This is a genomic window from Streptomyces sp. NPDC087300, assembly GCF_044744425.1.
In the GTDB taxonomy this organism is placed as follows: domain Bacteria; phylum Actinomycetota; class Actinomycetes; order Streptomycetales; family Streptomycetaceae; genus Streptomyces.
This window is the reverse complement of the sequence record NZ_JBIUYI010000008.1, coordinates 330,538-351,284: the sequence shown is the minus strand read 5'-3', so window position 1 is coordinate 351,284 and position 20,747 is coordinate 330,538. Positions and strand designations below refer to the sequence as shown.

The following is a 20,747-nucleotide window of genomic DNA, read 5'->3' as shown; positions in this document are numbered from 1 at the left end:
ACGACCCCGGGCGCGCACGCGCGCTAGAGCGCGAGCAGTTCCTTGGTCGTGATGGTGAGTAGCTCGGGTCCGCCGTCCGCCTCAGGGCGCACGACGAGCGTGTCATCGATCCGGACACCACCCCGGCCCGGGAGGTGAACCCCCGGTTCGACGGTGACCGGCACGCAGGCGTCCAGTTTACCCATGGCCGCGGGCGCCAACTGCGGGTCCTCGTCAATTTCGAGCCCCACACCGTGTCCGGTCAGCGGAGCGAGCCCGTCCGCATAGCCCGCGGAGTCGAGTACGTGGCGGGCCGCGCGGTCCACGTCGCGGCAGGCCGCACCGGGTACGAGGGCCTCCCGGCCGGCCCGCTGAGCGGCGAAGACGAGGTCGTACAGCTCGATCTGCCAGTCGGCGGGCGAGGTGCCGATCACGAACGTACGCCCGATCTCACAACGGTATCCGCGGTAGCTGGCGCCCAGACAGACGGAGAGGAAGTCGCCCTCCTCGACCCGCCGGTCCGAGGGCCGGTGGGCTCCGCGGCCCGAGTGCGGGCCCGTGCCGACCGAGGTGGGGAAGGCGGGGCCGTCCGCGCCGTGGTCGACGAGTCTGCGTTCGAGTTCCAGGGCGAGATGGCGCTCTGTCCTGCCGACGAGAATGGATTCGAGCAGCTCGCCGAGGGCCTGGTCGGCGATCTCGGCGGCGATCCGCAGACTGGAGATCTCCTCCTCGTCCTTGACCAGCCTCAACTGCTCGACGGCGGTGCCCAGATCGAGGAGCTCGAGGCGCGGCGCGACCGAGCCGAGCGCCCGGTGCCTGACCACGGTCAGATCGTGCTCCTCTACGGCGAGCGTCTCGGCCCCCTGCGCGGCAGCGACCCCGGCGCCCGCGACGGCCGGGTCGGCGCCGGGGGCGGGCAGCACCTGCATCCGCAGCGCCTCGTCGGGCCGCCCCTCGCCCTGCTGGTCACTGGGCGGACGGCCGCACAGCAGCACGTCCTCGTCCTTGCCGACCAGGAGCACGGCACCGTGCGGCGCCGCCCCGGCGAGATAGCGCACATTGGCGGGCCTCGACACCAGCGCCGCGGCGCCGCCCCCTGCCGCACACCGCTCTCTCACCCGATCTCGACGGGCCGCGTACACCTCTGACATGGGGCGAGCCTACGAGCGCCGCCCTCGCACGGCCCGGCGGGCGCGTCCGACCGGGCGGCGGGGCACGTCAGTACGAACTCTCCGCCGCCCCCGAACGCTCAGCTGTCGCAGCCGATCCCATCGCCGTCGCGGTCGAGGTGACGGCCGTAGCCGGGTTCACCACGATGGATCGGAGCCGCACCAGCCGCGCGTGCCTCGGAACAGTTCTTGTAGTACACGGGCCCACCGCCGCCATCGCCCGAACCGCCGTCCGCCGGAGGCCGAGTGACCGTGCGGGTCGACTTCACGGTCCTGGTGGCCTTCACGGTCTTGGTCGCCTTGACCGTCTCCGTCGCTTTGACCGTCCTCGTCGACCGAACCGTGCTGGTCACGGTCGGCCCGGGGGCCGTCGTCCGCGTCGCGGTCGCCGTCGCGGTGACGGTCGAGGTGGCCGCTGTCTTCGCCTCATCGGTCGTCTTGCCGCCGTTGGCGCCTATGCCGACGCCCAAGGCCATGGCGAAGGCGATGACGGGGAGCACATAACGTTTCCGTGCCCATCTCGGGGCGGGCGGGGAGGCGTTCGATGGCGCGCCGTACGGATTGTTCATGACATGTCCCTCGGGCTCTTTCCGTGGGCCATGACCGTAGTACCGGGATCAGATGGCGTGAAGGCGGTGGGGCGGCTCGGTGTCCCGACCGGGACCGGTGCGGTCCGCTACCACTTCGGCGGGCTGGCGATCGCGCGGGCCAGGACGTCGTCGAGGACCCTGGCCGTGCTGGGGACGTCCAGCTGGGAGTTGTCGATGATGGGCAGGCCCGAGCCGTACCAACCGGCCATGCGGCCGTGGATGCGGGCCACTTCCTCGTCCGTCAGGCGGCGGTTGCCGCTGCGTTCCGCGTTGCGCTCCAGGACGATCTCCAGGCCGGGGAGCAGGACCACGGGCAGGAGCCCCGGTCCCACGTGGCGCTTCCAGCCGCCGAGGCCGACGACCGGGCGGTCGGGGAAGACCGCGTCGTCGAGGATGCAGGAGATGCCGTTGGCCAGGAAGTTGCGCGCGGCGAAGCCGCAGGTGCGGCGGGCCAGGCGGTACTGCGCCTCGGAGTGGTCGTTCCAGCCCGACTGGGGGTCGGCGAACCCCGAGCGGACCCATTCCCGTACGTCGTCGAGGCTGATGTGGGCCGTCGGCACCCTGCGGTGCTCGGCCCAGAACTTGGCGACGCTGGTCTTGCCCGCGCCCGCAGGGCCGATGAGGAGCACCGCGAGCGTGGTGGCACCGGTGTCGGCGCGGGCCGTGCCCTGCGGCGGGCTGGGCATGGCGACGGGGCCGCCCGGCGGGAGCTGGACGTGCCCCGTGGTGTCCGGCAACGGCGGTGCGGGGGCGACCTGCTGACCCGCGGCGGGGGCATGCGGCGCGTGCGCCGGAGCCGGTGCGTGCGGCGCGGGCGGCATCGGGGCCTGGCCGGGGGCGTGCGGCCCGGGAGCCTGGCCCTGGGCGTGCGGAGCGGGGCCACCTGCGAAGCCCGGTGCGGGAGGCGGCGGTGCGCCCTGCGGAACGGCGCCCGGCGGCGGAGCGCTCGGGTGCTGTGCGGCCGACGACCAGCCGGTGGCCGGTCCGTGCCCCGGCTGATGGGGCGGCGGCAGCGGAGACCCCACTGCGTGCTGCATCCGGTGCCACTCCGTCTCGTGCGACTGACGCTGGTCGGGCGGCGGCCGGGGCCGCCCGTTACCGAACGGTACCGTCCCCGGCCGTCGTTGTGTGAACGGCCGGGGATGCGAAGAGGTGCCCGTGGCCGGAATGTCCGGCCACGGGTGCGCGATCGTGGTGCTACTCGCCGACCTCGCCGTACGCGGCGAGGAGCACGGCCGGGTCGGGCCCCTCCAGGACGGTCGGCTTGCCGAGGCCGTCCAGGACGATGAAGCGCAGCAGGTCACCGCGGGACTTCTTGTCGACCTTCATGGTCTCCAGGAGCTTGGGCCACTGGTCGTAGCGGTAGCTCAGCGGCAGTCCGACCGACTCCAGGACGGTGCGGTGCCGGTCGGCGGTCGCGTCGTCCAAGCGGCCCGCCAGACGGCCGAGTTCGGCCGCGAAGTGCATGCCGACGGAGACCGCGGCGCCGTGCCGCCACTTGTAGCGCTCGTTCTTCTCGATGGCGTGCGCCAGCGTGTGCCCGTAGTTGAGGATCTCGCGCAGGCCGGCCTCCTTGAGGTCGCCGGAGACGACCTCGGCCTTGACCTTGATGGAGCGCTCGATGAGCTCGGCGGTGTGCGGCCCCGCGGGCGTGCGGGCGGCCTCCGGGTCGGCCTCGATGAGTTCGAGGATCGCCGGGTCGGCGATGAAACCGGCCTTGATGATCTCCGCGAGCCCGGAGACGTAGTCGTTCACCGGGAGCGAGTCGAGCGCCGCCAGGTCGCAGAGGACCCCGGCCGGCGGGTGGAAGGAGCCGACCAGGTTCTTGCCCTCGGCGGTGTTGATGCCGGTCTTGCCGCCGACCGCCGCGTCCACCATGCCGAGCACGGTGGTCGGCACGGCGATCCAGCGCACCCCGCGCAGCCAGGTGGCCGCCACGAACCCGGCGAGGTCGGTGGTGGCACCGCCGCCGACGCCGACGATGATGTCGCTGCGGGTCAAGCCGGACTGGCCGAGCGCCTTCCAGCAGTACGCCGCGACCTCGGCCGTCTTGGCCTCCTCCGCGTTCGGCACCTGGATGGCGACGACCTCGTAGCCCTGCTCGGCCAGGTCGGCGCGGAGCGCGTCACCGGTCTCGGCGAGCGCCTCGGGGTGGATCACGGCGATCCGCTTGACCTGGTCGCCGATGAGGCCGGGCAGCTCGCCGAGGAGCTGCCGACCGACCAGGACCTCGTACGGATCCGTGCCGGCGGTGCCGCCGACGTGGATACGGGTGGGGGTCTGCTCCGTCGTCATGCTTCCTTCAACTCCAGTGCGTCGAGGACCGCGTCGGCGACCTCTTCGGGGGTGCGGCCGTCGGTGGCGACGACCGCGCGGGCGACTTCGTCGTACAGATGGCGGCGGGCGTCCATCAGCTCGCGCCACTGCTTGCGCGGGTTGACCAGGAGCAGGGGGCGCGCCTGGTTGAGACCGGTGCGCTTGACGGCCTCCTCGACGTCCATCGACAGATAGACGACCGGGTGCGCGCCGAGCAGCTCGCGGGTGGTCCCGTCGAGGATCGCTCCCCCGCCGAGCGCGAGGACGCCGTCGTGCTCGGCGACGGCGGTGCGCACCGCCTGGCGCTCGAACTCGCGGAAGACCGGCTCGCCGTCCTCCAGGAAGATGTCGGCGATCTCGCGGCCCTGCGCGGCGACGATGTCCGCGTCGGTGTCACGGAACGCGGCGCCGAGCCGCTCGGCGAGCAGCGCGCCCACCGTCGACTTGCCAACGCCCATCGGCCCGATCAGGACGATCAGCGGGCCGCTCACCGGATCTGCAGGTTCTCGAGGTAGCTCCGCACGTTGCGCCGGGTCTCGGGGACGCTGTCGCCGCCGAACTTCTCGGCGACCGCGTCGGCCAGCACGAGCGCGACCATCGCCTCGGCGACGATGCCGGCCGCGGGGACCGCGCAGACGTCGGAGCGCTGGTGGTGCGCCTTGGTGGCCTCGCCGGTCGCCACGTCGATGGTGGCGAGCGCGCGCGGCACGGTCGCGATGGGCTTCATCGCGGCACGCACCCGCAGCAGTTCACCGGTGGTCAGACCGCCCTCGGTGCCGCCGGAGCGTCCCGAGGTGCGCTTGATGCCGTCCTCGGTGGAGACGATCTCGTCGTGCGCCTGGGAACCGGGCACGCGCGCGAGGTCGAAGCCGTCGCCGAGCTCGACGCCCTTGATGGCCTGGATGCCCATCAGCGCGGCGGCGAGCCGCGCGTCGAGGCGCCGGTCCCAGTGCACGTGCGAGCCGAGGCCCACGGGCACGCCGTACGCGACCACCTCGACGACACCGCCCAGGGTGTCGCCGTCCTTGTGGGCCTGGTCGATCTCGGCGACCATCGCCTTCGACGCGTCGGCGTCGAGGCAGCGCACCGGGTCGGCGTCGAGCTTCTCGACGTCGGCGGGGGTGGGCACGACGCCGTACGGAGCCTTGGCGGCGGCCAGCTCGACGACGTGGCTGACGACCTCGATCCCGGCCGTCTCCTTCAGGTACGAGCGGGCGACCGCGCCGAGCGCGACACGGGCCGCGGTCTCCCGGGCGGAGGCGCGCTCCAGGATCGGCCTGGCCTCGTCGAAGCCGTACTTCTGCATGCCCGCCAGGTCGGCGTGGCCGGGCCGGGGGCGGGTCAGCGGGGCGTTCCTCGCCAGGTCGGCGAGGATCTCCGGGTCGACCGGGTCGGCCGCCATGACCTGGTCCCACTTGGGCCACTCGGTGTTGCCCACCATGACCGCGACCGGCGAGCCCATGGTCAGGCCGTGCCGGACGCCGCCCAGGAAGGTGACCTCGTCGCGCTCGAACTTCATGCGCGCACCGCGTCCATAGCCGAGGCGGCGCCGGGCCAGGTGGTCGGCCACCATCTCCGTGGTGATCGGCACGCCGGCGGGAAGTCCCTCCAGCGTCGCCACAAGTGCGGGTCCGTGGGACTCCCCAGCGGTCAGCCAGCGCAACCTGCTCAACGGTGCTCCTCATGCTCGCGCCTGGAACTGCGGTCTTCGACGGCGCGGCCGGGTGCGCGGCCCTGGCCCGCCATCCCCCGATCCTCCCATGGCCGGGCGCCGACCTGGCCGCCGGTCCAGCAGGCGGACGCCGGTCAGCGTCCGGCGAGCGCCTGCTCCCCCGCCTTGCGCATGACGTCCAGCGGCGCGGAGGCCTGCCCCGTCATCTGCTCGACCTGGAGCACGGCCTGGTGGACGAGCAGGTCGAGGCCGCTGACGACGGCCCCGCCGTACGCCGACCAGCGGGCCGCGAGAGCGGTGGGCCACGGGTCGTACAGCACGTCGAAGAGGGTGGCGGGCCGCTCGGGGACGACGGCGGAGAGGGCGTCCGTGGTGCCCGCCGGGGTGGTGGCGATCACCAGCGGCGCGCTCAGCGCCTCCCGTGCGTCGTCCCAGGCCTCGGTCCTGACGTCGACGTCGAGCCGCTCGCCCCACTGCCGCATCTCGGCGGCACGGGCCTCGCTGCGCACGTACGCGACGACCTCGCCCGTGCAGATCCGGGCGAGCGCGGCCAGCGCGGAGGACGCGGTGGCGCCCGCGCCGAGGATCGCGGCGGACTCGACCTGCTCGATGCCGCACTCGCGCAGGGCCGCGACCATGCCGGGGATGTCGGTGTTGTCACCGCGCCGGCTGCCGTCCGCGCCGAACACGACCGTGTTGACGGCCTCGACGGACGCCGCGGTCTCGCTGACCTCGTCGAGCAGCGGAATGATCGCCCGCTTCAACGGCATGGTCAGCGAAAGCCCGGCCCATTCGGAACCGAGTCCGCCGATGAATCCGGGGAGCGCCGCCTCGTCGATCTCGAAACGGTCGTACGTCCAGTCGCTCAGTCCCAGCTCCCCGTATGCGGCGCGGTGCAGCACCGGGGAGAGGGAGTGGGCGATCGGAGATCCCAGGACCGCGGCCCGGCGGCCGCTTTCGCGTTCAGCCGCCATTGCTCTGCCGCTCATTGAGTTTGTCGACCAGTTGGTCGTGCTCGGCCAGTGTCTTGGTGAACTGGGTCTTCTTGCCGTCGACGGAGACGAAGAACATCCAGCCGCCGCTGTCCGGAGCCAGCGTGGCCTTCAGCGCCTCGTCACCCGGGTTTCCGATCGGTCCCGGCGGAAGACCCCTGTGGTAGTAGGTGTTGTAGGGGTCGGGATCGTTCCTGATCTCGGAGATCGGAATCTTGATCTTGCTCTGACCCTTGAGGTAGTTGTACGCCGAGTCGAATTCGAGTTTCTGGTTGGTCACCGTGTTCGACGTCTTCAGGCGGTTGTAGACGACGGCGGCCATCTTCTTGAAGTCGTCGTGCGTCATGCCCTCGGCCTGCACGAGACTGGCCACGGTCAGGACCTGCAACGGGTCCTTCAGATGCAGTGCGTCGGCCTTCGACTTGAGGCCCATCTCGTCGTACTTCTCATTGGCCTGGGCGACCATGTCCTTGAGGACAGCCTCGGGCTTCTGGCCCTTGGCGACCGGATAGCTGGCGGGATAGAGGAATCCTTCCAGCGGATCCCTGATGTCCTTGTTCGTATTCGCCCAGTCGGGAAGTCCGAAGGTCTTCCATTCCTTCTTCGCGACCTTTGCCGTGGTGCCCTTGTCCAGCTCCAGACGCGTGTCGATCTGCTGATAGACCCAAGCGTTCCGCCTGCCCTCGGGGATGATGAGGTTGCTGCGGCTCTTGGGGTTGAGCATCAATTCGACGGCGCTCTTGGCGGACATCTCCTTCTTCAGGAGATAGACGCCCGCCTGAATGGACTTGCCCTGTGGATTCTGGCCCTGCGCCGAGACGAAGGCGTCGACGCTCTTGACGACTCCGGCGTCCTTGAGTTTCTGTCCGATCGCGTATCCGCTGGAGGCCTTGGGGATCTCCACGGTCGCTTTGCCGGAGCCCTCTCCCGCGAAGTCCGGGGCCGTGCCGAAACGGTCCTGGTAGAACTGGTAGCCGAAATACGCGACGCCGCCGAGACCGCCCGCGAAGACGAGCGTGACGACCAGACAGGCGCAGCCGCTGCGGCGCTTCTTGGGCTTCTTTCCGCCCCGTCCGCCGCGCCGGTCGCCCCGTCCGCCCCGGCGCCCCGGGTCGTCGTCATCGTCGTAGCCGTCGTCTCCGCCGTCCGCGAAGAAGGCGTGTTCGCCCTGGTCGGGGCCCGGATCCCAGTCCGCTTCGCGCTCCGGCTCGGCCGGCGCGGCGGGGCGTCGGCGGGCGGGCGGCTCCGGCGGGGCGTAGGCGTCGGGCGTCGCGTAGTAGTCGGGGCTCTCGCCGCCGTAGCCGCCCTGCTGACCGCCGTAGGGGTCCATCGGATCGCCGCCGTAGGGGACCTGACCCTGGCCGCCGGCGTCCCAGCCACCGTTGTAGCCCTGGTCGGAGCCGCCGTTGTAGGCCTGGGCCGCGCCGGCGCCGTAGCCCTGCTGGGGCCCGGCGCCGAACTGCTGCTGCCCGGTGTCGTACTGACCCTGGCCGGTGTCGTACTGCTGCTGACCCGCGCCGTACTGCTGCTGGCCGGTGCCGTACTGCTGCTGACCCGCGCCGTACTGCTGCTGGCCGGTGCCGTACTGCTGCTGCCCGGTGTCGTACTGCTGTTGGGCGTAGGACTGCTGCTGGCCGGTGTTCCAGTCTCCGTACGGGGACTGCTGCTGATGCTGATGCGGCTGCTGCGGGTGGTACTGCCCCTGGCCGCCGTAGGTGGACTGCTCGCCCGTGGGCGTCTGACCTCCCCATCCGCCGTCCCCGTACAACGGGTCCTCCGGATGCCACGGTTCGGAGCCTGGGCCCCGGCCATACTCAGTCATCGATCCCCTACATGCCGCGAGGCGGGGCCACCGTCCGAATCGCCGGGCAACCGTTCCGCCTCTTGATGCTGTGCGGCAGCTGTTCGAACACCGCCGCATCGCGCGGAACGTTACCGTATCGCGATCAGATGACCACTTCGACGCCCTCGCCGGGAGCTTTGCCTGACGCCCGTTCGGACTCCAGGGCCTGCTGGAGGATGATCACCGCGGCCGCCTGATCGATGACAGACCTGCCCTTTTTGGACTTCACGCCGGAGGCGCGCAGGCCCTGACTGGCCGTCACTGTGGTCATCCTCTCGTCCACGAGCCTCACCGAAATGGGGGCCACCATGCGGGCGAGCACCTGGGTGAAAGCGCGGATCTTGGCGGCCGCCGGGCCCTCGCCCCCGTTGAGGGAGCGAGGGAGGCCGACCACGATCTCGATCGGCTCGTACTCGTCGACGAGCTGCTTCAAGCGGCGCTGGGCCGCCGGGACGTCGCGACCCGGCACCGTCTCGACCGGGGTGGCGAGGATCCCGTCGGGGTCGCACGAGGCGACCCCGATGCGGGCGTCGCCGACGTCGATGGCCAGCCGTCGACCCCGGCGCATGCCCTGGGCGGACTCGGTCATCAGGCCGTCTCGGTGACGAGGCGCTCGACCGCGGCGATGGCGTCGCCGACCGCGGCCGGGTTCTGGCCGCCGCCCTGGGCGACGTCCGGCTTGCCGCCGCCACCGCCGCCGAGTGTCTTGGCCGCCGTACGGACCAGGTCGCCCGCCTTGAGGCCGCGCTCGCGGGCCGCCTCGTTGGTGGCGATCACCGTGACCGGGCGGCCGTTGGCCGTGGCGAAGAGGGCGACGACCGCGGGCCGGTCGCCCGGGATGCGGCCGCGCACGTCGAGGACCAGCTTGCGCAGGTCGTCGGCGCCCGTGCCGTCCGGCACCTGACCGGTGACCAGGGCGACACCGTGTACGTCCTTGGCGGAGTCGACGAGCCCCGCGGCAGCGGCGAGGACCTTCTCCGCGCGGAACTTCTCGATCTCCTTCTCGGCGTCCTTCAGCTTGCCGAGCATGGCGGAGACCTTCTCGGGGAGCTCCTCGGGACGGCCCTTGACCAGCTCCTGGAGCTGGGCGACGACCGTGTGCTCCTTGGCGAGGAAGTTGTACGCGTCGACGCCGACCAGGGCCTCGATGCGGCGCACGCCGGAGCCGATGGAGGACTCGCCGAGCAGCTTCACCAGGCCCAGCTGGGCGGTGTTGTGCACGTGGGTGCCGCCGCACAGCTCCTTGGAGAAGTCGCCGATGGTGACCACGCGCACGCGCTCGCCGTACTTCTCGCCGAACTCGGCGATGGCGCCCTGCTTCTTGGCGTCGTCGATCGACATGACCTCGGCCTGCACGTCGAGTTCGCGCGAGAGCACCGCGTTGATCTTCTGCTCGACGTCCGTCATCACGGCCGTGGGCACGGCGGACGGCGAACCGAAGTCGAAGCGGAAGCGGCCGGGCTGGTTCTCCGAACCCGCCTGGGCGGCCGTCGGGCCGAGCGCGTCGCGCAGCGCCTGGTGCGTGAGGTGCGTGGCGGAGTGGGCGCGGGCGATCGCGCGGCGGCGGTGCGAGTCGATCGAGGCCCAGACCGGGGCACCGACGGTGATCTCGCCGACCTGGACGACACCCTTGTGCACGTGGACGCCGGGGACCGGCTTCTGCACGTCACGGATCTCGACGATCGCGCCGCTGTCCAGGCGGATCCGCCCGGTGTCACCGATCTGGCCGCCGCCCTCGGCGTAGAACGGGGTGCGGTCGAGGACGATCTCGACCTCGTCGCCCTCGGTGGCGGCGGGCGAGGAGACGCCGTTGACCAGGAGGCCGACGATCGAGGCCTCGTTCTCGGTGAGCGCGTAGCCGGTGAAGTCGGTGGCGCCCGCGGCGTCCGCGATCTCGCGGTAGGCGTGCAGGTCGGCGTGGCCGGTCTTCTTGGCCATGGCGTCGGCCTTGGCGCGGTCCCGCTGCTCCTTCATCAGGCGGCGGAAGCCGTCCTCGTCCACGGAAAGGCCCTGTTCGGCGGCCATCTCCAGGGTGAGGTCGATCGGGAAGCCCCACGTGTCGTGCAGCAGGAACGCCTTGTCGCCGGAGAGGACCTGGCCGCCGGCGGCCTTGGTCTCGGTGACGGCGGTGTCGAGGATGTTCGTGCCGCCCTTGAGGGCCTTGAGGAAGGCGGCCTCCTCGGCGAGCGCGACGGTCTCGATGCGCTTGCGGTCGGTGACGAGCTCCGGGTACTGGAGACCCATCGTGTCGATCACGACGTCGACGAGGTCCTTGACGACCGAACCGGTGGCGCCCATCAGCCGCATGTTGCGGATGGCGCGGCGCATGATGCGGCGCAGGACGTAGCCGCGGCCCTCGTTGCCGGGCGTGACGCCGTCGCCGATGAGCATCGCGGACGTACGGATGTGGTCGGCGACCACGCGCAGCGAGACGTCCGAGCCGTGCTCGGCGCCGTAGCGCACGCCGGTCAGCTCGGTGGCCTTGTCCATGACGACGCGCAGGGTGTCGGTCTCGTACATGTTCTGCACGTCTTGCAGGATCATGGCGAGGCGCTCGAGGCCGAGACCGGTGTCGATGTTCTTCGTCGGCAGCTCGCCGAGGATCTCGAAGTCCTCCTTCGAGGTGCCCTGGCCGCGCTCGTACTGCATGAAGACCAGGTTCCAGATCTCCACGTAGCGCTCGTCGTTGACGGCCGGGCCGCCCTCGACGCCGAACTCGGGACCGCGGTCGTAGTTGATCTCCGAGCAGGGGCCGCAGGGTCCGGGTACGCCCATGGACCAGAAGTTGTCCTTCTTGCCCAGGCGCTGGATGCGCTCCTTGGGGACGCCGACGACCTCGTGCCAGATGCGCTCGGCCTCGTCGTCGTCGAGGTAGACGGTGATCCAGAGCTTCTCCGGCTCCAGGCCGTAGCCACCGTCGGCCACGGAGCTGGTGAGCAGCTCCCAGGCCAGCTTGATGGCGCCTTCCTTGAAGTAGTCGCCGAAGGAGAAGTTGCCGCACATCTGGAAGAACGTGCCGTGGCGCGTGGTCTTGCCGACCTCTTCGATGTCGGGCGTGCGCACGCACTTCTGCACGCTGGTGACGCGCGGTGCGGGCGGCTTGACCTCACCCAGGAAGTAGGGCTTGAAGGGCACCATGCCGGCGGGGACCAGGAGCAGAGTCGGGTCGTCCGCGATGAGCGACGCCGAAGGGACGACGGTGTGCCCGCGCTCCTCGAAGAAGCTCAGCCAGCGGCGGCGGATTTCAGCCGACTCCATCAGTGGTCCTCATTCCGGTCGTACGAGTACCGCGTGTTCTCGAGGTACTTCGTCTTGTTGTCGGTGCTGTCGTGCTTGTCGGCGCTGTCGCGCCGGTCGGTCTTGGTCGCGGCGCGGTTCTCGATGACCGCGAAGCGCCGCTGCGCGGGCAGCTCGGTGTCGGGGTGGTGGTTCATGCCGAGGGCCTCACCCAGCTCGGCCTCGCGCTCGGCCATGCCGTCGCGGACGTCGAGGGCGAAGTCCTTCAGGCGGTGCCCCGCCTCGATCGCCTTGTTCGCGGCCTGCGCGGCGAGGCTCTCGGGCGTCAGCTGCTTGAGCTTGCGGTTGACCTTCGTGGTGGCCCATACGCCGGCGGCTGCGCCCGCGGTGAACCAGAACGTACGGCGGAACATCGCTGCGTCAGTCCTTCTTCCGCTTACCCCGCCGTGCGACCGGGACGGTGCGGCCCACGATCACCGTACGACGGGACGGCTTGGCGGGCATTTCCTTCGACTCGGGACCGGCCTTGCGGCTGATGGCCCTGCGTACGCCGTAGCCGAACGCGGCCACCTTGACGAGCGGGCCGCCGAAGGTGGACGCGACGGTCGTGGACAGCGCCGACGCGTTCGAGGTGACTTCCTGGACGTCCGACGCGATGGCGTCGACGCGGTCGATCTGGGTCTGCGCGGAGCGCACCGCGGTGGAGGCGTCGGCCAGGAGCGGAACCGCCTGCTCCGTCACCTCCGCGACGAGCTTGGTGGTCGCCCTGAGCGTCTGGGCCAGCCTCGCCAGTGCCACCGCGAGGAAGGAGACCAGGATCGCCCAGAAGACGGCCACCAGGATTCCGGCAACCTCTCCACCCGACACTTGGCACCGCTCCCTGGATCTCGTCCCTGAACATCGTTCGCGACCATCGAAAAGTCGTCCCCCGACCCTATCGCGCCGGGGCCGCACGTCCGTACCGCATTCCCCCTCGGGGCGGCAGGAGTTGCCCGAAGTGATTGTACGGACCGCATACGGATGAGTACGCTCCGTACCCCATGCGACCTCTTCGGCCCGGCAACCTCCCCCTGGAACTCAACGCATTCGTCGGGCGCACCGTCGAACTCGCGGAGCTGGCAGCGGCGTTGGAGGCCGGGCGGCTGGTCACGGTGACCGGGGTCGGCGGGGTCGGCAAGTCGCGGCTTGCCGCGCGGGCCGCCGCGGCGAGCGGGCCGCGCGACGGGGCCTGGCTGGTGGATCTCACCACGTTGCGCGACCCGGACCTGGTGGAACACGCGGTCGTGGAGGCCCTGGAGCTGACGGACCACACCAGCAGGGCGCCGCGCCAGGTGCTCCTCGGGCATCTCGCGGAACGGGAACTGCTCCTCGTCGTCGACGGGTTCGAGCATCTCGTCGACGTCTGCGCCTCGCTGGTGAACGACCTGCTCATCCACTCCCCCGGGCTCCGGGTGCTCGCCGTGGGGCGCAGGCCTTTGGAGACCGCGGGCGAGCAGCTCTTCCCGCTCGCGCCGCTGCCCGCATCCGACGCCGTCGCGCTCTTCACCGACCGGGCGGCAGAGGCCCTGCCCGACTTCGCCGTCGACAACGCCAACCGCGCGGACGTCCTTGAGGTGTGCCGTCGCCTGGACGGCATCCCGCTCGCCGTCGAACTGGCCGCGGGGCGGCTGCGGGCGCTCTCCCCCGGGCAGCTGCTCACCCGGCTCGACGACCGGTTCCAGCTGCTCACCGGGGCCAGGCGCGATGTGCCGACCCGGCACCAGACGCTGCGCACGGCCATCGGCTGGAGCCATGAACTGTGCACCCCCGAGGAGCGGCTGCTGTGGTCGCGGCTCTCGGTGTTCGACGGACAGTTCGACCTGGAGGCGGTCGAATACATCTGTGCGGGGGGCGGGCTGCACGCCGACGACGTGCTGGACGTCCTCGGGGAGCTGCTCGCGCAGTCCGTGGTCAGCCGCGAGGACGGCCCGGCGGGCGTGCGGTACCGCATGCTCGACACGGTCAGGGCGTACGGCGCGGACTGGCTGACGGCGGCGGGCGAGTCCACCCGGATGCGCCGCAGGCACCGCGACTGGTACATGGGGCTCGCCACCTGGTGCGAGCTGGACTGGTTCTCGCCCCGGCAGGCGCAGGTCGCGGCCCTGGTCGACATGGAACTGCCCAATCTGCGCGCCGCGTTGGAGTTCTGTCTGACCGAGCGGGACGAGGCGCACCTGGGGCAGTACCTCGCGGGCACGCTCTGGTTCTACTGGGTCGGCTGCGGGCACCTCGCCGAGGGCAGGCACTGGCTCGGCCGGGCCCTGGAGCTGGACGGCGGCCACGAGGAGTCGCGGCTCAAGGCGCTCTGGGTGCTCGGCTACGTCGCGGTCCTCCAAGGCGACACGGTCCCCGCGCTCGCCGCGCTGCACGAGTGCCGCGACCAGGCGGAGCACACCGGCAGCGCCGTCGCGATCGCGTACGCCGAGCACCGCATCGGCTGTCTGGCCCTGGTCTGTGACGACATCGCACGGGCGCAGTCGCTGCTGCGTTCGGCGCTCGACCGCTATCACGAGATCGGCGAGCTCAACAGCAACGTCCTGATGGGCCAGGTCGAGCTGGGCATGGCGCTGGCCTTCGGCGGTGAGCTCGCCGCCGCGGTGGAGCTCTGCGAGGACGTGCGCCAGGTCTGCGAGGACCACGGCGAGAGCTGGGCCCTCGCCTACGCCCTCTACGTCCTCGGTTACGCGGCCTGGACCCGCGGCGAGGCGCGCACGGCCCGTGAGCTGCTCGCCCGGTCGCTCGACCTGGACCACCGTTTCCACGATCTGCTCGGCGCGGTCCTCTCCCTCGAACTGCTCGCCCTGTTCACGGCCGCCGAGGGGGATCCCGCGGAGGCGGCGGTGCTGCAGGGCGCGGCCGCCGGCATCTGGCCCTCGGTGGGACTGCCGCTGTTCGGCTCGGCCCATTTCGGCGGGCCGCACGCGGCGTGCGAGGAGCGGGCCAGGGAGGCGCTGGGCGACGAGCGGTACGAGGAGTGCCTGCGGACGGGCGCGGAGCTCGGCCTCGACGCGGCGGTGGCGCGGGCGCTGCGGGCCGACGACGGCTCCGGAACGGACCCCAGGAACGAGCGAACCCGCCGCCTGCCCCGCCAGGAAGGGCGGGGAGGCGACGGGCTGAAGCAGGGTGAGCTACGTCCGGGTCAGCGGGCGTAGTACTCGACGACGAGCTGCTCGTCGCAGATCACGGGGATCTCCTTGCGGTTCGGGTCGCGGTCCAGGCGGAAGGCCAGGGCCTTCAGGTTCACCTGGAGGTAGCGCGGGGTCTCGCCGTCGGGGGCGAAGCCACCCTCGCGCGCGACCTGGAACAGCGGCTTCTCGCGGCTGCGCTCGCGGACCATCACGACGTCGTCGGGACGGACGCGGTACGACGGCTTGTCGACCTTGCCGCCGTTGACCTCGATGTGGCCGTGCACGACCATCTGGCGGGCCTGGTAGATCGTGCGGGCGATGCCCGAACGCAGAACCAGGGCGTCGAGACGACGCTCCAGCTCGATGACCAGGGCCTCACCGGTCTTGAGCTGCGTCTTGGACGCACGCTCGTAGGCACGGACCAGCTGACGCTCGGAGAGGTCGTACTGCGCGCGCAGACGCTGCTTCTCCAGCAGACGGACCTTGTAGTCCGAGTTCTGCTTGCGCCCACGGCCGTGCTCGCCCGGCGGGTAGGGACGGGCCTCGAAGTACTTGACGGCCTTCGGGGTCAGCGCAATGCCGAGGGCACGCGACTTCTTGACCTTGGGGCGGGACTGGTTCGGCATGAACCAACCTCTCTGTTCTCTGTGAAATCGGCTTCACCAGTGGTTAGGGGAGGTCGCATCCGCAGCCTGGGAAACCTCGTGGACGCCGGGCTCGAAAGCCGTGGGCCGTGAGGCAGCCGCTCCCTGGTCTGGGCACTATGTGCAGCACGCGAGTGGCCCACCGACCGATTCCCGGGACTCCGGGGTGGTGGTGGGCTGCCCGCGACACCTTCGACGGTGCGCGACGCTCCTGGATCCCCGGTGCCTCGCGGCGGTGGGGTTCCGGCTGGATGTCCCGTTCTGGTGGTGCCGGTACGAGACCGGACACGGGACGCAGCACTTCGGGCAAGTGTACCGGGTGGCAGGGGGTGCCTCAGCCGCAGGTGCCGAGGAGGTCCTGGAGGGCCAGCTTCTCGGGGGCGGTGACCGTCAGCCGGTACTTGGCCTTGATCCCGGTCCAGCGGCGCCCGTACTCGCACCAGTATTCCTTGCGGGGTGGCTTCCACTTGTCGGGGGTCTGGCTGCTCTTCTCGTAGTTGGTGTCCTTGTCGGCGGCGAGCAGTACGTCCAGGTCGTTGGCGTAGGTCAGGCGCTGCTTCGGGGTCCAGGCCCACGCCCCGGTCCGCCAGGCGGCACCGAGCGCGACGACGTGGTCGGTCTGGATCTGGGAGGCCCTGCGGTAGGAGTAGGGCAGCTCTTTGCCGGTGTAGGGGTCCAGGAGCGTCCCGGAGAGTACGACGCAGGGGTTGCGGTCGCCCTCGCGCAGGTTCCGCAGGTCGCGTCGGAGCACGTCGTCGCGGGTGTCGCAGCCGTTGCGCCCGCCCGGGGCGTCGGTGTCGTCGGACCAGCCCTCGCCGAATTCGGAGCGCTTGTACGTCTGCCAGTTCTTGCCCCAGGCGACGGTGAGACGGGCGAGCTGCTCGCGGGCCCGCGCCGCGGTCGGCGGGAAGCCGGGGCTGGCGAGGGGGGCCTTCGACGGTGAGGGTGTCGGGGACGACGGAGGCTTGCTGGCCGTGGTGGGCGGGGCCGTCGTGGGAGGGCGCGTCGCGCGGCGGGATTCCGCGCGGTCCAGCTGCGGCGGCGTGCAGGCCGCGGCCACGGCGGCCAGGACGAGCACCGCCGTCATGCCAGGACCAGTCGTTCTGCCCATGGCGCCGAGCCTAGGCGGATGCGCCCGAAGGGGCGCGGGGAACGGCGCGCCCAGCCACGAGACACCCGCGGAGGTGAGCGCTCAGTTCTCGGTCTTCTCGCCCTTGAGCCGGGCGCGGACCCGCTCGACCACGTCGGCGTAGCGCGCCTCCGCCCCGTACCGAGTGGGCTGGTAGTACCGCTTGCCCTCGATCATGTCCGGCGCGTACTGCTGGGTCGCGATGCCGCCCGGCACGTCGTGCGGATACAGATAGCCCTGGGCGTGGCCGAGCTTGGCCGCGCCCTTGTAGTGGCCGTCGCGCAGGTGCGGCGGGACGGGGCCCGCGAGGCCGCCGCGGACGTCGGCCTGGGCCTGCTGGATCGCGATCGTCGCCGCGTTCGACTTCGGGGCGAGTGCGAGGGCGATCGTGGCGTGGCTGAGGGTGAGCGCGGCCTCCGGGAAGCCGATCATCGCGACGGCCTGGGCCGCGGCGACCGCGAGGGGCAGCGCGGTGGGGTCGGCGAGGCCGATGTCCTCGCTCGCGGAGATCATCAGGCGCCGGGCGATGAAGCGGGGGTCCTCGCCCGCTTCGATCATGCGGGCCAGATAGTGCAAGGCCGCGTCCACGTCCGAGCCGCGGATGGACTTGATGAGGGCGCTGGCGACGTCGTAGTGCTGGTCGCCGTCCCTGTCGTACTTCACCGCGGCGCGGTCGACCGACTCCTCCAGGGTCTGGAGGGTGATCGCCTTGTCGCCCTTGGCCAGGGCCGATCCCGCGCCCGCTTCGAGGGCGGTCAGCGCGCGCCGGGCGTCGCCGCCCGCGATGCGCAGCAGATGCGCCTCGGCCTCTTCGGGCAGCTCGACGGCGCCGCCGAGACCCCGCTCGTCGGTGAGCGCCCGGCGCAGCAGGCCGCGCAGGTCGTCGTCGGTGAGCGGTTCGAGGGTGAGCAGCAGGGAGCGGGAAAGGAGCGGCGAGATGATCGAGAAGTACGGGTTCTCGGTGGTGGCCGCGATCAGCGTCACCCAGCGGTTCTCGACGGCCGGCAGCAGGGAGTCCTGCTGGGCCTTGCTGAAGCGGTGGATCTCGTCGAGGAAGAGGACGGTCTCCTTGCCGTGGCCGCCCATCGCCCTGCGGGCGCCGTCGATGACCGCGCGCACTTCCTTGACGCCCGCGGTGATCGCGGAGAGCTCGACGAAGCGCTTGTTCGTGGCCTTGGACACCACGTACGCCAAGGTCGTCTTGCCGATGCCCGGCGGGCCCCACAGGAACACCGAGGAGGGGCCCGCGGGTCCTCCCTCGCCCTCGCCCACCAGGCGGCGCAGGGGTGAGCCCGGCTTCAGCAGATGCTGCTGGCCGACGACTTCGTCGAGGGTGCGCGGACGCATCCGGACGGCCAGGGGACTGCTGGACGGGTCCTTCTCCTGGCGGTCTTCGGCTGCGGCGGTGAACAGGTCGGGCTCCACGTCCAGAACCCTATGTCACCCCACTGACAATCCCGCCGGGAGGCGGGATCCCGGGGCGAACAGGGGCCTCACGCCCAGAGGTCGGCGCCCCAGCGGGTGAGGATCAGCATCGCGATGACGCCGATGTGCATCACGGGGAGCGCCCAGGTGAAGTCCTCCAGGAAGGTCCTGGCCCAGCGCGGGGCGGGCAGGAAACCCTTGCGGATGTTGAAGGACGTGACGTACCAGAACATCAGGAGCGTGGCGACCCAGGCGAGGCAGCACCAGAGGCAGAGCGCGTTGATGTGGTAGAGCGACTGGATCATCAGCCAGGTGCAGAATCCGACGCCGAAGAGCGTGCCCGCGTTGAAGGTGAGCCAGTACCAGCGCGGGAAGCGGGCCCCGGCGAGCAGGCTCATGCCGACGCAGATCACGATGCCGTAGGTGACCAGGCCCAGCATCGGGTTGGGGAACCCGAAGGCCTCGGCCTGCTCACTCTTCATGATGCTGCCGCAGGCGACCACGGGGTTGATGCTGCACCCCGGCTGGAAGTTCGGGTCCTTCAGGAGCTCGAACTTGTCCAGGGTGATGATCCAGGAGGCGAGCGCACCGGCCGCGCCCGTGATCACCAGGAGCAGGGCGAACGCGCGGCTGCCGCCGACGGAACCCGGAGCCGGCTGCGTCTCCTGGTCGTCCAGGGCGTCGTCCTTCGCTGACATCGTTTTGCTCATCACGCCGTTCCGTCGCTTGTGGTGGCCGCGGGCACCGACATTGTGCCGTACGCGCATGTGTGTCCACCGTTCGATGGACATAAGGAGGTACGCACAGAGGTCCCGAGGCGTTCGCTCCGGCGCGACACTCGACGGCATGAGCGCACAGCGGCACGAACTCGCGGTCGACGTAGGGGGACTGCGCAAGAGGTACGGCGACGTCACCGCCCTCGACGGCGTGGACCTGCGGATAGAGCCCGGCGAGGTCTTCGGGCTCCTCGGCCCCAACGGGGCGGGCAAGAGCACCACGGTGGAGATTCTGCAGGGAAACAGGGCCAGGGACGGCGGCGAAGTCACCGTGCTCGGCGCCGATCCGGGCACGGCGGGGCGGTCCTGGCGCTCGCGCGTGGGAATCGTCTGGCAGGACGAATCCGCGCCCGCCGAGTTGACGGTCCGCGAGACGGTGCGGCACTTCGCGCGCTACTACCCCCGGCCCAGGGACCCCGACGAAGTGATCGCGCTGGTGGGCCTGGAGGAGAAGGCGACCAGCCGGATCAAGGCCCTCTCCGGCGGGCAGCGGCGGCGGCTCGACGTGGCGCTGGGCGTGATCGGCGGGCCCGAGCTGCTGCTCCTGGACGAGCCCACGACGGGCTTCGACCCGGCGGCCAGGCGGCAGTTCTGGACCCTGATCCGGGCGCTCGCGAAGGAGGGCACGACCATCGTGCTCACCACGCACTACCTGGAGGAGGCCGAGGCGCTCGCGCACCGGCTCGCGGTGATCGCCGAGGGGCGGGTGGTGGCGCGGGGCGAACCCGCGGAGCTGCGCAGGCAGTACGGCACCGAGGCGACCGTCGAGTGGACGGCGGCGGACGGCACGCCGCGCGCGGAGCGCACCGCGACGCCGACCCGCACGGTCGCCGAACTCCTTGCCGCCTTCGACGGGGAGATCCCCGACCTGCGGATCCACCGACCCACGCTGGAGGACGTCTACCTCCGGCTGACCGGACAGGAGGACGGGCGATGACCACCACCGGCACCGAGGGAACACGCACCGCCACCGACCGGCTGCCCGGCGCCTGGGGGCTCGGCCTGCGTCAAGGCGTCCTGGAACTGCGGCAGTTCTTCCGCCGGCGCGACCAGGTCGTCTTCACCTTCGCCTTCCCCGTCGTCTTCCTCTTCCTCTTCGCGTCGATCTTCAGCGACGACGTGGCGGGCGCGGGCATCACCGCGTCCCAGCTGTACGTCGCCGCGATGATCGCCGCGGGCGTCATGTCGACGAGCTTCCAGTCCCTGGGCATATCGATCGCGATCGAGCGGGACGAGAAGGTGCTGCGCAGGCTCCGCGGGACGCCGATGCCCCCGGCCGCGTACTTCCTGGGGAAGATCTGGCTGGTCCTGGTCACCGGCCTGCTGGAGACGGCGCTCCTGCTGCTCGTCGGCGTCAGCCTCTTCGACGTCGATCTGCCCACGCGCGCGGGCGACTGGCTGACCTTCGGCTGGATCTTCGTCCTGGGCCTCACCGGCTGCGCCCTGCTCGGCATCGCGATCAGCAGCGTTCCGAAGTCGGGCCGGAGTGCGAGCTCCGTGGTCATCCTGCCGTTCCTGGTGCTCCAGTTCATCTCCGGCGTCTACATCTCCATCGACACCATTCCGGACTGGATGCTGAACGTCGGGGCGCTCTTCCCGCTGAAGTGGATGTGCCAGGGCTTTCGCGGGGTGCCGGACTCCGCACGCGTGCTCGAACAGGCGGGCAGCTGGGAGTACGGAAAGATCGCCCTGGTGCTCGGCGCCTGGTGCGTCGGAGGTCTTGTGCTGTGTCTGCTGACGTTCCGGTGGAAGAACCGGCGCGACGGGTGACGCCTTGTGGAGTGAGCCCCGTCCCAGGAGCGAGGTCA

General features: G+C 71.0%; 20 protein-coding genes. 4 read left to right on the top strand and 16 right to left on the bottom strand.

Annotation, left to right across the window (positions count from 1 at the left end; genetic code table 11):
* Window positions 1–23 precede the first annotated feature (23 nt).
* Together ACIO9J_RS32455 and ACIO9J_RS32450 are read right to left on the bottom strand one after the other, a co-directional pair.
* A complete protein-coding gene (locus ACIO9J_RS32455; protein WP_402007457.1) occupies window positions 24–1,130 on the bottom strand; it encodes a M24 family metallopeptidase in 1,107 nt (368 codons plus the stop codon).
* A 98-nt stretch (window positions 1,131–1,228) separates the two neighbouring features.
* A complete protein-coding gene (locus ACIO9J_RS32450) occupies window positions 1,229–1,348 on the bottom strand; it encodes an excalibur calcium-binding domain-containing protein (protein WP_402007703.1) in 120 nt (39 codons plus the stop codon).
* 46 nt (window positions 1,349–1,394) lie between these two features.
* On the opposite strand from ACIO9J_RS32450, the gene ACIO9J_RS32445 reads away from it, so the two are divergent.
* Window positions 1,395–1,652, top strand: a complete 258-nt coding sequence (locus ACIO9J_RS32445; RefSeq protein ID WP_402007713.1) for a hypothetical protein — start codon at window positions 1,395–1,397, stop codon at window positions 1,650–1,652.
* A 172-nt stretch (window positions 1,653–1,824) separates the two neighbouring features.
* On the opposite strand, the gene ACIO9J_RS32440 is transcribed toward ACIO9J_RS32445, so the two are convergent.
* The 10 genes from ACIO9J_RS32440 to ACIO9J_RS32395 form a co-directional block, all read right to left on the bottom strand.
* Window positions 1,825–2,775 (bottom strand): Pro-rich N-terminal domain-containing protein, encoded by a 951-nt coding sequence (locus tag ACIO9J_RS32440; RefSeq protein WP_402007455.1) that lies wholly within the window; start codon window positions 2,773–2,775, stop codon window positions 1,825–1,827.
* 160 nt (window positions 2,776–2,935) lie between these two features.
* Window positions 2,936–4,033, bottom strand: a complete 1,098-nt coding sequence (aroB, locus tag ACIO9J_RS32435) for a 3-dehydroquinate synthase (RefSeq protein ID WP_402007453.1) — start codon at window positions 4,031–4,033, stop codon at window positions 2,936–2,938.
* Window positions 4,030–4,512 carry a shikimate kinase gene (locus ACIO9J_RS32430; RefSeq protein ID WP_402007700.1) on the bottom strand — a complete coding sequence of 161 codons (483 nt, stop codon included), beginning with the start codon at window positions 4,510–4,512 and terminating at the stop codon, window positions 4,030–4,032. The genes aroB and ACIO9J_RS32430 overlap by 4 nt, the downstream gene beginning before the upstream one ends.
* A 29-nt stretch (window positions 4,513–4,541) precedes the next feature.
* Window positions 4,542–5,726, bottom strand: a complete 1,185-nt coding sequence (gene aroC, locus ACIO9J_RS32425; RefSeq protein WP_402007451.1) for a chorismate synthase — start codon at window positions 5,724–5,726, stop codon at window positions 4,542–4,544.
* Window positions 5,727–5,860: 134 nt separating this feature from the next.
* A complete protein-coding gene (locus ACIO9J_RS32420) occupies window positions 5,861–6,700 on the bottom strand; it encodes a shikimate dehydrogenase (RefSeq protein WP_402007449.1) in 840 nt (279 codons plus the stop codon).
* The gene (mltG, locus tag ACIO9J_RS32415; protein WP_402007447.1) at window positions 6,690–8,540 is read right to left on the bottom strand and encodes an endolytic transglycosylase MltG; all 1,851 of its coding nucleotides are present in this window, start codon (window positions 8,538–8,540) and stop codon (window positions 6,690–6,692) included. Before mltG ends, ACIO9J_RS32420 begins: the two co-directional genes overlap by 11 nt.
* Before the next feature lie 124 nt (window positions 8,541–8,664).
* Window positions 8,665–9,150 carry a Holliday junction resolvase RuvX gene (gene ruvX, locus ACIO9J_RS32410; RefSeq protein ID WP_402007445.1) on the bottom strand — a complete coding sequence of 162 codons (486 nt, stop codon included), beginning with the start codon at window positions 9,148–9,150 and terminating at the stop codon, window positions 8,665–8,667.
* Complete coding sequence (gene alaS, locus ACIO9J_RS32405) at window positions 9,150–11,819, bottom strand: alanine--tRNA ligase (protein WP_402007443.1); 2,670 nt, start codon at window positions 11,817–11,819, stop codon at window positions 9,150–9,152. Before alaS ends, ruvX begins: the two co-directional genes overlap by 1 nt.
* The gene (locus tag ACIO9J_RS32400) at window positions 11,819–12,211 is read right to left on the bottom strand and encodes a DUF6167 family protein (RefSeq protein ID WP_402007441.1); all 393 of its coding nucleotides are present in this window, start codon (window positions 12,209–12,211) and stop codon (window positions 11,819–11,821) included. Before ACIO9J_RS32400 ends, alaS begins: the two co-directional genes overlap by 1 nt.
* Window positions 12,212–12,218: 7 nt before the next feature.
* Complete coding sequence (locus ACIO9J_RS32395; RefSeq protein WP_402007439.1) at window positions 12,219–12,665, bottom strand: DUF948 domain-containing protein; 447 nt, start codon at window positions 12,663–12,665, stop codon at window positions 12,219–12,221.
* A gap of 173 nt (window positions 12,666–12,838) precedes the next feature.
* Here ACIO9J_RS32395 and ACIO9J_RS32390 point away from each other — a divergent pair, with 173 nt between their 5' ends.
* Window positions 12,839–14,989 (top strand): ATP-binding protein, encoded by a 2,151-nt coding sequence (locus tag ACIO9J_RS32390; protein WP_402007437.1) that lies wholly within the window; start codon window positions 12,839–12,841, stop codon window positions 14,987–14,989.
* Here ACIO9J_RS32390 and rpsD read toward each other — a convergent pair.
* The 4 genes from rpsD to ACIO9J_RS32370 all read right to left on the bottom strand — a co-directional run bounded on the left by rpsD (window position 14,977) and on the right by ACIO9J_RS32370 (window position 18,861).
* Entirely contained in the window at window positions 14,977–15,591 is a 615-nt protein-coding gene (gene rpsD / locus ACIO9J_RS32385) for a 30S ribosomal protein S4 (RefSeq protein ID WP_055563995.1), read from the bottom strand. The genes ACIO9J_RS32390 and rpsD overlap by 13 nt on opposite strands.
* Window positions 15,592–15,943: 352 nt before the next feature.
* Complete coding sequence (locus tag ACIO9J_RS32380; protein ID WP_402007434.1) at window positions 15,944–16,720, bottom strand: HNH endonuclease family protein; 777 nt, start codon at window positions 16,718–16,720, stop codon at window positions 15,944–15,946.
* An 81-nt stretch (window positions 16,721–16,801) separates the two neighbouring features.
* The gene (locus ACIO9J_RS32375) at window positions 16,802–18,163 is read right to left on the bottom strand and encodes a replication-associated recombination protein A (RefSeq protein ID WP_402007432.1); all 1,362 of its coding nucleotides are present in this window, start codon (window positions 18,161–18,163) and stop codon (window positions 16,802–16,804) included.
* Between the two features lie 68 nt (window positions 18,164–18,231).
* Window positions 18,232–18,861: a vitamin K epoxide reductase family protein gene (locus tag ACIO9J_RS32370; RefSeq protein WP_402007430.1), complete on the bottom strand. Its 630-nt coding sequence runs from the start codon at window positions 18,859–18,861 to the stop codon at window positions 18,232–18,234.
* 148 nt (window positions 18,862–19,009) lie between these two features.
* Here ACIO9J_RS32370 and ACIO9J_RS32365 point away from each other — a divergent pair, with 148 nt between their 5' ends.
* Both ACIO9J_RS32365 and ACIO9J_RS32360 read left to right on the top strand, forming a co-directional pair.
* Window positions 19,010–19,876 carry an ABC transporter ATP-binding protein gene (locus ACIO9J_RS32365; RefSeq protein ID WP_402007428.1) on the top strand — a complete coding sequence of 289 codons (867 nt, stop codon included), beginning with the start codon at window positions 19,010–19,012 and terminating at the stop codon, window positions 19,874–19,876.
* Entirely contained in the window at window positions 19,873–20,709 is an 837-nt protein-coding gene (locus tag ACIO9J_RS32360; protein ID WP_402007426.1) for an ABC transporter permease, read from the top strand. The genes ACIO9J_RS32365 and ACIO9J_RS32360 overlap by 4 nt, the downstream gene beginning before the upstream one ends.
* Window positions 20,710–20,747: the final 38 nt, after the last annotated feature.